Consider the following 8,228-nt stretch of genomic DNA (forward strand, 5'->3'; position numbering starts at 1 on the left):
GTTTATTTTTAGAGGCAATAATGAGCAAACTTTCTCAACCACAGCGTGTATTTGAGCTTTTAAAACAATCACCGTTAAAAAAATTTAAAGCTCGAGAAATTGCCGAAGGAATTGTTACTTTATTTCCTGAAGATTATGTAGAAAAACGACAAAATCCACGCTTCAATACTGATGAAGACCTCATTCGCCAAGTATTTACAGAAATTGGTGCTATTAAAAATAGCATTATCAAATTATCACCGTTTATTCATGTACAAGATAAACCTCGACCTCGTGTGTATTGGTACGACCCAAATCATCAAGCCGAACACTCTGAATCTTTTGCCAATGAAGAATTAACTTCAACAGAAAATATTGAAGATGCTGAAATCACCACCCCACTAATTAAATCAGGGAATTTATCTGAACATGATTTATACCCTATTCTTATCGAATTTTTAAAATTAGAACTCGGTTTATATTGTCTTAGAATTGATGAAAAACGCTCTAAAAACTCTCGTGGGCAAAACGGCAATCAATGGTTACACCCCGACATTGTTGCCATGCAACCTTTAGATAAACACTGGCATGAACTCGTTAAAAGCTGTGTTAAACATGGCTCTGGTCAAAATGTGCGTTTGTGGTCATTTGAAGTCAAAAAAGAACTCAACAGCTCCAATATTCGCAGTAGCTTCTTCCAAGCAGTCAGTAATTCCAGTTGGGCAAATGAGGGCTACCTCGTAGCAACATCTATATCAACAAATGAAGTTGAAGAGGAGCTGCGAATGCTTTCGGCTTTGCATGGTATTGGCGTTATTTTACTTACGCCAGAAAATCCGACTGAAAGTGAAATTTTACTTCCTGCAAGAAGAAGAACAGAAGTCGATTGGCAATCGATTAATCGTATTCTGAATGAAAATGCTGATTTCAAAAACCTCATTGAATTGGTATCAATTTACTACCAAACTGGTCGAATACGTTCTCAAGACTGGAATCATTAACATGTCTAAAGCCAAGATTTTATTTATTAGCACAGCCTTACTTGCACCCTCTTCTCTCTGGGCAGCCGAAAATACAACAGCCACAAATGCAAACACGACAACGACTGAAAAAACGCTTCCTTATGGTGATAACCCGAGCCTGGGTCGAGTATTGTTGTATAAAACAGGTAAAGGGCTACAAAACCTAGGTGAATCCATCCAAGGTGCATCGGAAAATACCTCACAAAAAATGAGTGAAAAGTGGAAAACCACAAAAAAATACACGACTGAACAATCCGTCATTGTTCAGGAACAAACCGAAAAAGCCAAACAATATACTGCTAAAAAATGGCAAGACACCAAAGATGCTGTAGTAGGTACAAATAATGGAAATGTGCCAATCGAACGTGCTGAACTTAGTCAGCCATCATCAAATTAATACGATTGAACAAAATTTATAGGAATGAATGAAACAATGACAGTTATGCCTTTTAAAACCATTTTGCTTTGTTTAGTCAGTAGTATTGGCTTTACCGCGTGTTCAACGCTCTCTTCTCAAACCGAGCAGCCTTTACAGCAACTGCAAGTGGTTCAGAACATTGATGCCCTACCCGATACCAAGACCAATGCCGCATCCTTAAATAAATATAAGGATCATTGCACGATCCAGTTTACAGGTTATTTTGATGGTGGTCAGAGCACGGAATCGTGGGAATTTAAAGGCAATCAGTTGAGTCGGGCTTTTTCTGAAACCTTTCAATATGTGCCGAATCGTTTATTCAATGCAACCACTGAAAAACCTGTATTAGATCAGAAAACGCGAAAAACCACAGTGTTTGATATTCAGAAACCTGAGGTAAAACAGAACTTTGAGAAGTTAAAAAGCCACTTTAACCAAACTGCTTTAGACCAGTGTGGCTAAGTTTGCCATCTCCACAATTTCTCTCCAGAGTGTTTTTAAGCTGTAATCTGGTTGTAAAGTTTTGCTGAAATCCATACATTTCGGCTTTTTTACTGGCTATGATGCAGTTGCGTTGATGAAGTACCCCAAACGGTACATCGCTTAAGGAAATCGCAATGAAGAAAATGATCAAAACAGCTATCTTGACAACAAGTATTCTCGCTTCTGCCTCTATTTTTGCACAAAACGTCGGGGTAAATGCCAATGGCTCAGCTCAGGTCAATGTACAGTCTGGTGGCTTGATTAGCGGCGTTGCAGGTGCAGTCAAAAATACCGCCCAAGGCGTAGGTCACGCAGCACATCATGTTGGTCATGCAGCTGTAGATACAGGTATAAATGCCACTCAAAAAACGGTTGGTGTCGCAACCAATGTGAGTTCACAAGTTATTAATAAAACAGGTGAGGCTGTCAAAAATACGCGTGATTACACCGTAGACAAAGCAAATGATGGTAAGAGATTTACTGCTGACCAAAAGGCCAACATCAAAAAACGAATTGAAGAAAAGCAAACTAAATCTAAAGCATTAAATTTAAATGCGGAAACGAATTTAAATACACAAGTGAATGGTAAAACTTCATCTCTAAATGCAAAAACAGGCTTAAATGCAGATCGACAAAATCTGCAAACAGGTGCCAATGTTGGTGTGAAAGTATTAGGTGTAAATGCGAACGTAAATACCAATGCAAAAGTGGGTACAAACTAATTTTTGAACCCATCGTCAAAAGCCCTTTGCTTAAGCAAAGGGCTTTTGATTATGTGATTTAGTCTATCAATTGTAGTTTAGTCTGCTCATCTGCATGATTTTCAATAAAATGTCCCTGCCCATGATCATCACAACTCAAAGTTAAATTTTTATAACTGAGTTGATAAAATTCAGGATAGCGTTTAAAAATCAATAAAGACTGATCCAAAGCCAAAGCTTCACCGACTTTGACTAACTTATGAATCCCACGATCATTCATCGTCAAAACATAAGATTCTGCATTTAACTCAAGTTCAACAACAGCATTCGCACTAGCTTTCAATGGCAGCAAATATTGTTGATTCGCCTGAATTGCTTCAGCGTTATAAGCCTCTAGCTTTAAGCTGACTAAATTAAAAACTAACCATGTATTTTGAATCATGCGAATGGTTGGCACTGAGCTGTCCATCTGTTGGATAAAATGCGGATGAATACCTAACTTCCGTAAATTTTGCTCAGTACCCTGTTGTAGATTAAATAATTGTTGAACCAATTTTTGCTTAAGAACAGCATCAAAATAACGCTCATCTAATTCAAAATCGTTATTTTGCAAGATTTGCAATAAAGCTTGATGATGCCTGCTCAATAATGCATCTAGTACATGGCGATAGTAGAACTTACTTTGCTTTTTAACCTCTCGAACGCGCTTATAAAAATAAGTAATCTCAAAAGGTTGCTCAACAAAATCATTGAGTAATTGCGAACTTGCCAAAACCGAGAGTGCTTCATGTCCTGTAAAAGGCAAATGAATCACATGCATCTTTGGTAATAGGGGCTGTATTTTTAAGAAATGTTCTTTATCTTCTGCATAGTATGGATCATAGACAATGATGTATTCACGAGATGAATCCACTTCATCTGCCTGAATCTGCATATTTTGATGAATAGATGCGTCAAAAAATTCTGCATAACGGCGATCATGAACCACATCAGGGTCTATCGAATATTGTGGTACAAAAGCAACGATTTTATGCATATTCAATAAATTAGAATATTTAATCGCAGCATAGCCTCCCATTGATCCACCATAACCCACAATCTGCTCAAACTGTTGTAAGGTCGGCTGAATCTGTCGCTGCATTTCAAGCATGCTGCTTTGAGGAAACCAAGATTTTTGCTTCGGCATAATCCCGATAACATTGTATTGATATTTTATGAGTGATTTTTCAGCATTAATTGACATTCCTTTGGCACGACTAATCAAATCGCCAAACGAAACCACTAAAGTGTCACTTGAACCTTTTAAAAAAATAACGCGAATATGTTCATCTTCAAATATTATTTGCTTATCCATGCTCACACTGAAAAATTAATCCTAGGCTTGTCGCAAAAAGCCATCAAATGATGTCTTTGCCAAACCCTATTTGCGGAGTATCTTATTTTATAGAGATAAGACAGATTAAAAAGCGCAAAAAATGACACAATCCTTACATCCTTCTGCTCAAAAAGGCTTTAGTTTAGGGGCTGAACTGTATCAACAAGTTCGTCCCAGTTACCCACCAGAAATCGTCGTTTGGCTGCAAGATCAGCTCAAAATCGGTGAAAATTCCACTGTTATTGACCTTGGTTCAGGGACTGGCAAATTCTTACCTTTCCTACTTCAGACACAGGCAAAAGTGATTGCCGTTGAACCTGTGACAGCCATGCGAGAACAACTGGAGCAAAGCTATAGCACAGTCGAATGTCTACAGACTTCAAGCGATCAACTTCTGGTGAAGGATGAATCCATTAACGCCATTATTTGTGCCCAATCTTTCCACTGGTTCTCAAATATCGAAACGCTCAAGGAAATGTATCGAGTATTAATTCATGCGGGGCATCTTGGACTGGTTTGGAATCAACGTGATATTACTGTTGACTGGGTCAAAGCGTTGGCCGATGAAATCGCACCATTTGAAGCAGATACACCACGTTATCATAGTGAGAAATGGAAACAGGTTTTTGAGCAACAACAGCTCTTTCAATTCAACGGTCTTCAGACCTTTCAACTCAAACATACAGGCACAGTAGAACAAGTGGTCAGCAAACGCTTACTTTCCACGAGTTTTATTGCAGCAATGCCAGAACATCAACAACAGCAATTAAAAGCAAGATTTGAACAAATTGTATTTGATTTTACAGGCCAAACTGCTCAAGATCAGATTGATTTTCCTTATACAACCTTTGCCTACCATTTCCAAAAAATAGCAAAGTAACAATAAATCAGGTGTTTCTATGACCTTTAAATTTAAAACCACGATTGCACTCAGTTGCTTGATCAGCTCTACACTATTACTGAGTGCTTGTAACAAAGATCCTAAAGCACCCTCTCAGCAAGAACAGCAAACTCAAAATTCTAATGATGCCATTGGTCAGCTTAAGCAAATCCCGATTAAACAGTTCCCTACAACGGCTGACGATGCGCATGATATTGCAATTTTAGATGACTATGACCGTCGTTTTACCGAAATGAGCGATAGCATGGAAATAGAACTTGCAAAGATGAAAGAAGCCAATACGCTCACTCCAGCGTTTGAACAGCAACGCCAAACAGATAATGTTCAATCGGCAATGAATATGCTGAAAGAGTTAGAACTTAAAACAGAACAAGGTCGATATATTCAAGGACTTTTATATGAATACTGGGATAATCAAGCCAAAGTACTTGAGCAAAGTACCTTAGCGAGTACTACAGAAAATACTGATACGGCCAAACAAGTTGATCATTTAAATGAATATCTACATGCGCAAAGCCAACTACACCATTGGAAAAGTTCTCAACCGACAGAAACTAAAAAGGCTAGCGAGTGATATAAAAAATTGAGGGTCATACGACCCTCTCTTGTTCAACAAGATTAGATTTTTTGTTTTTCTATCCACTGAATTGAATTAACACGGAATAACTCACAAGCACCATCACCCGTATCCGTAGGTGTTAAAGAAGATCGCCAAACCAAATCTTTATCCCGAATCTCAACCAACTCACCTTTCAACTGCACCAAATCCCCACGCTTCACTTGTTTGATTTGCTGGGCAATTTCAGGATTTGCGGGAATAATATGCATATTGGAAACCATTTGCATGGCTTGATTTGCAGGAACAGGTAGCTTATCTATTTTCCAATTCAAATAGCGGTCATATTGATTTACTGAGATTTTACGTGCAATCTCAGGCTGGGCAAACAGACCCCAACTCACCGCATAGTCAATTGGCGAGAATTTTGCCTGTTCATCATCCTGATAAAGCTTTGAACCGAGGATACGAAAATTACCATAAAAAGGCTGCAACACAGAGATGGACTGGTCTTTTAAAATAGGCGATAAACCATTGGCAATATTATATTCCGCACCACGGGTAGATGCATGTGCCTGTCCAATTGCAGCCACCATGCATAAACTGATCCATAGGCTTTTGTTCATGCTGACCATCCTCAAAAATAACGCTTAAAACTTAGAAAATCACTTCTGTTCATAGTATGCTTAGAGTATGCAAGAAAGTGCTTTTTTTGGTAACAGTCAAACGCACTCTGGTCATATTTTTGTGACGACTCCACTCCCTTTTTTTAAATCAATGAATGGAACTCTATGATTTATCAATTTTATCAACGTCGGGTTTTCCCGCACCTGCTCAATCAGGTCATGCAAACCGCCAGCCTGATGGATAAACGCCGTGAACTGCTGCTGCCGATTGAGGGCGAAGTGCTTGAGATTGGTTTTGGAACAGGTTTAAACATTCCATTTTATGGCAATGTCGATGTACTGTATGCACTTGAACCGAATCCAGACATTTACCATCTGGCGGTTGAACGGGTTCAGCATGCCCCATTCCATGTCAGGCATGTACAGGCTCATGCAGAGAAATTGCCTTTTGCTGACCAGTCTTTGGATCATGTGGTTTCCACCTGGACATTGTGCAGTATTGCCCGACTGGATCAGGCACTGGCAGAAATTTATCGAGTGCTGAAACCTACAGGCATCTTTCATTTAATTGAGCATGTGAAACATCCCAACTCGGTCAAGATCCAGTCTTTACAGACCTTGCTTACTCCAATTCAAAAACGTATTGGCGATGGCTGCCACCTGAATCGGGACATTGAACGCAGCCTGCAACAGGCAAAATTCAAGTTTATTGAAAAGCAATATTTTGATGCCGAGGGCATTCCAAGCATTGCACAAAGGATGCTGATGGCACGGGTACAAAAGCTCAATTTTGAGATTGCGGATTAATCATTAAAATCAATACGCAGGGTTTCAAAGCGCACCCGTCCCTCACGTATCGCTTGGGCAATAGCCTGCTGTCCCTTGCTCAGGCGCGCACTGCCACTTTTAATATCCAGCAGGATCACTTCAATGTCTTCGGCATCACCATCGCCATCACGGAAGTCGGTATAGCCATCAAACACCACATAATCCACGGGGTCACCCAGAAACTTGGCATCACTGGGAAGATACTGGAACTCAGGCAAAATGGGGGCAAACTGCTCGGCCATTTTACCCTTTAATACCGCGCGGCTGGTGTTGACACTGCGCTTCTGCGCGTCAACCAGTGCCTGTTTATGTGCCAATTCAAGTTCAGCAATATATTGTTCATATTCCGCCTGAATACGTCCATTGCGTGTGCTGGATAATATAATGGTGGTGATCACCACACCAATACATCCGCCTATCAGCATTGCCAACCAAACCGACATAAAATTTCCCTCTGTTCTGAGCCTAAATTGTAACCTACCACGCTGAAAAAGATGCTAAGGTAGAATGGAATATAAGAGGCTCGTTAAAACGCAAATTTCATGAAAACCATATTAATTGCAAATCAGAAAGGCGGTTGTGGCAAGACCATGACGGCGATTACCCTTGCTGCCGCATTATCACAAAAAGGCTATAAAGTTGCGCTAGCCGATGCGGATAACCAGAAATCCACCTTACAATGGCTCAAGCAGCGTCCTAAAACGGCGACCGAAATTCAGAGTCTGGACTGGCGACATGAGAAATCGATTGGTGAGGCACCCAAGAATCTGGACTACCTGATTATTGATGCGCCTGGTGCCCTTTCAGGGGAACATGCGGAACAACTGGTTAGTGAGGCACATGCGATTGTCACGCCATTACAGCCGTCGTTTTTCGACATTGACAGTACCCGTCGCTTCCTTAAGCATTTACAAGACATTAAACGGATTCGTAAGGGCAAAGTTCAGATTCTGCTGATTGCCAATCGGGTCAAACCAAACAGCGCCAGCTCCAAGGATATTCAGGAGTTCTTCAGCAAGATTGAGCAGCAGCCTGTGGCATGGATTTCCGAACGGAGTGCCTATGGGACGTTGGCGATGCAGGGACTCAGTGTTTTTGATAAGCCACAGAAGAACTTTGTCACTATCCAGAGTCAGTGGCAGCCTGTTTTAAATCAGTTGGTGGATGATCCAAGTCAATGGTTTTAAACCACCTTGTTCCATCACGCCAGGATGGAACAAGGCATGAGACCATTGATGTAACTGCATTAATAAAACTTATGTTTATAGGACTTACGCACTATTATTTATAGATTCTCTGTGGTAGGAGATGATTTTTATCGAGAATAAAGTCATCAATG

11 protein-coding genes are annotated in these 8,228 nt (G+C 40.2%); 8 read left to right on the forward strand and 3 right to left on the reverse strand.

What is annotated here, in order from left to right:
• Positions 1-20: 20 nt before the first annotated feature.
• From NO346_RS00815 to NO346_RS00830, 4 genes are all read left to right on the forward strand, one after another.
• Positions 21-980 carry a COG2958 family protein gene (locus NO346_RS00815; RefSeq protein ID WP_256413894.1) on the forward strand — a complete coding sequence of 320 codons (960 nt, stop codon included), beginning with the start codon at positions 21-23 and terminating at the stop codon, positions 978-980.
• A gap of 1 nt (position 981) precedes the next feature.
• Positions 982-1,398 (forward strand): hypothetical protein, encoded by a 417-nt coding sequence (locus NO346_RS00820; protein WP_256413895.1) that lies wholly within the window; start codon positions 982-984, stop codon positions 1,396-1,398.
• Positions 1,399-1,434: 36 nt separating this feature from the next.
• Positions 1,435-1,881, forward strand: coding sequence for a hypothetical protein (locus tag NO346_RS00825; protein ID WP_256413896.1), 447 nt, complete (start codon positions 1,435-1,437; stop codon positions 1,879-1,881).
• 155 nt (positions 1,882-2,036) lie between these two features.
• A complete protein-coding gene (locus tag NO346_RS00830; protein ID WP_256413897.1) occupies positions 2,037-2,624 on the forward strand; it encodes a hypothetical protein in 588 nt (195 codons plus the stop codon).
• A gap of 58 nt (positions 2,625-2,682) precedes the next feature.
• On the opposite strand, the gene NO346_RS00835 is transcribed toward NO346_RS00830, so the two are convergent.
• Positions 2,683-3,957, reverse strand: a complete 1,275-nt coding sequence (locus tag NO346_RS00835; RefSeq protein ID WP_256413898.1) for a hypothetical protein — start codon at positions 3,955-3,957, stop codon at positions 2,683-2,685.
• A 121-nt stretch (positions 3,958-4,078) separates the two neighbouring features.
• Here NO346_RS00835 and NO346_RS00840 point away from each other — a divergent pair, with 121 nt between their 5' ends.
• Together NO346_RS00840 and NO346_RS00845 are read left to right on the forward strand one after the other, a co-directional pair.
• Entirely contained in the window at positions 4,079-4,858 is a 780-nt protein-coding gene (locus NO346_RS00840; protein WP_256413899.1) for a class I SAM-dependent methyltransferase, read from the forward strand.
• 19 nt (positions 4,859-4,877) lie between these two features.
• Positions 4,878-5,453, forward strand: coding sequence for a hypothetical protein (locus NO346_RS00845; protein ID WP_256413900.1), 576 nt, complete (start codon positions 4,878-4,880; stop codon positions 5,451-5,453).
• Positions 5,454-5,497: 44 nt separating this feature from the next.
• Here NO346_RS00845 and NO346_RS00850 read toward each other — a convergent pair whose 3' ends face one another.
• On the reverse strand, positions 5,498-6,031 hold the full coding sequence (locus NO346_RS00850) for a hypothetical protein (protein WP_371924469.1): 534 nt from the start codon (positions 6,029-6,031) through the stop codon (positions 5,498-5,500).
• A gap of 195 nt (positions 6,032-6,226) precedes the next feature.
• Here NO346_RS00850 and NO346_RS00855 point away from each other — a divergent pair, with 195 nt between their 5' ends.
• A complete protein-coding gene (locus NO346_RS00855; protein WP_256413902.1) occupies positions 6,227-6,868 on the forward strand; it encodes a class I SAM-dependent methyltransferase in 642 nt (213 codons plus the stop codon).
• Here NO346_RS00855 and NO346_RS00860 read toward each other — a convergent pair.
• The gene (locus NO346_RS00860; RefSeq protein WP_004678687.1) at positions 6,865-7,332 is read right to left on the reverse strand and encodes a Holliday junction resolvase-like protein; all 468 of its coding nucleotides are present in this window, start codon (positions 7,330-7,332) and stop codon (positions 6,865-6,867) included. The two genes, NO346_RS00855 and NO346_RS00860, sit on opposite strands and share 4 nt — an antisense overlap.
• A gap of 99 nt (positions 7,333-7,431) precedes the next feature.
• Between NO346_RS00860 and NO346_RS00865 the strand changes: the two genes are divergently transcribed.
• Positions 7,432-8,076: a ParA family protein gene (locus NO346_RS00865; RefSeq protein WP_256413903.1), complete on the forward strand. Its 645-nt coding sequence runs from the start codon at positions 7,432-7,434 to the stop codon at positions 8,074-8,076.
• Positions 8,077-8,228: the final 152 nt, after the last annotated feature.

The sequence above is a fragment of the Acinetobacter sp. 5862 genome, from assembly GCF_024494585.1.
Classification (GTDB): domain Bacteria; phylum Pseudomonadota; class Gammaproteobacteria; order Pseudomonadales; family Moraxellaceae; genus Acinetobacter.